A 1,672-nucleotide genomic window follows, 5' to 3' on the forward strand; every position below is an offset into this window, starting at 1 on the left:
AGCCAGGGTCCGTGGTCCCCTACATCGACCCCGTCCATGATGAGGACGAGTGCCGGATCGTCACTCTCCACATCGCCCCAGGCAAGGGCACCGAATCGGGGTTCGTGTCCCATTTCAACGACGATGAAGCCGCCCGCCGCGCCACCTCCATCTACGAGGCCGTCGAGCTTGACCCGCGTTACGTGATGCCGTGGAACGCCTACCCTTGGGTTCGTGACCCCGAGCTGCCCTCCGCCCTGAACGTCCAGGAAAAAACCGACGGACTGCGGCCCTTCCGCCAGTTCATGAAGATCAACAAGCGCACCTCCGCGGTCATCGCGCACGGGGCCGACGCCCACGCCTTTCTGACGCTCTTCGAAAAGACCTACCACTCTTCGCTCAAAAACCGCGGCGTGAAGATCTACAAGGCCACCGCCCTCGGCGGCCGCGCCTTTGCCGTCTCGCCGGCCAAGCAGGAGGAACTCCTGGCCAAGAACGTTGCAGTCTACAAGGACGCCATGCAGCGGGCCGGGATCCAGCACCTCTAGGGGACCCACGACTTCGCCGCCGGCGGCCGCCTGGTGCCGTCGCCCTTGGGCACAACGGCCCTGCCCAACCCGGCCTTCCGCCGCCATGCTGGGAGGGCCCGCTGGATGACGGCGGCCCGTCGCGGACTCCGGCAGCGCTGACGGTCGAGGCTCGGAAGGGACCAGCATGGGACGGTTGGACGGCAAAGTCGCCCTGGTCAGCGGCGGTGCCCGCGGCATCGGCGCAGCCATTGCGCGGCGCTTCCTCGACGAAGGGGCGGCGGCCGTTGTCGGCGACGTCCTGGACGACGACGGCGCCCGGCTGCAGGCGGAACTCGGCGACCGCGTCCGTTACGTGCACCTGGACGTGACCAAGCCGGCTGACTGGGACGCCGCGGTCGGTGAGGCGGTCACCGCGTTCGGCGGCCTCAGCATCCTGGTCAACAACGCCGGCATCGTGAATTTCGGCCGGATCGACGAGTATCCGCACGAACACTGGGCGCGGATCATTGACGTGAACCTCACCGGCGTCTTCAACGGCATTAAGGCCGCCGCCCCCGCGCTGGCCAGGGCGGGGTCCGCTTCCATCATCAACGTCTCCTCGATCGCGGGCCTTCGCGGCTATGAGGGCCTCGCCGGATACACCGCCTCGAAGTTCGGTGTACGGGGCCTGACGAAGAGCGCCGCGCTGGACCTGGGACGGGACGGGACCCGGGTCAATTCCGTGCACCCCGGCGTCATCCAGACCCCCATGACCGAAGGCATGAGCTTCGACACCGGCCACGTCCCGCTGCACCGGATCGGCCAGCCCACGGAGATCGCGGACCTGGCCGTGTACCTGGCCGGCGACGAATCCTCCTTTGTCACCGGCGCCGAATTCGTCATCGACGGCGGCGAAACGGCTGGCACCGTCGCAACCCCGGCCGGCTGAACGCCCACGGTGGAGATGCCCATGTCCGCACAGTCCGGTTCCAAACTCGCCGTCATCGGCGCCGGGAGCGTCGGCACCTCGCTGGCCTACGCCGCCCTGATCCGCGGATCGGCCAGCCACGTCGCGCTCTTCGACGTCAACGCGACCAAGGCCGAGGCCGAAGTCCTGGACCTGGCGCACGGCACCCAATTCACCGCCGCGGCGGCGACCGTCAACGGCGGCGGGGACATCAGCG

At 68.4% G+C, this 1,672-nt stretch carries 3 protein-coding genes; all 3 read left to right on the forward strand.

Annotated features, from left to right (window positions below):
- Positions 1-527: uracil-DNA glycosylase (locus tag AB4Y86_RS18425; protein WP_441403589.1), on the forward strand; the 527-nt coding region annotated here is incomplete at its 5' end.
- A 166-nt stretch (positions 528-693) separates the two neighbouring features.
- A complete protein-coding gene (locus AB4Y86_RS18430) occupies positions 694-1,437 on the forward strand; it encodes a glucose 1-dehydrogenase (RefSeq protein ID WP_441403590.1) in 744 nt (247 codons plus the stop codon).
- 21 nt (positions 1,438-1,458) lie between these two features.
- Positions 1,459-1,672: lactate/malate family dehydrogenase (locus tag AB4Y86_RS18435; protein ID WP_441403591.1), on the forward strand; the 214-nt coding region annotated here is incomplete at its 3' end.

Source organism: Arthrobacter sp. 2YAF22_2, assembly GCF_052114645.1.
In the GTDB taxonomy this organism is placed as follows: Bacteria; Actinomycetota; Actinomycetes; order Actinomycetales; family Micrococcaceae; genus Arthrobacter.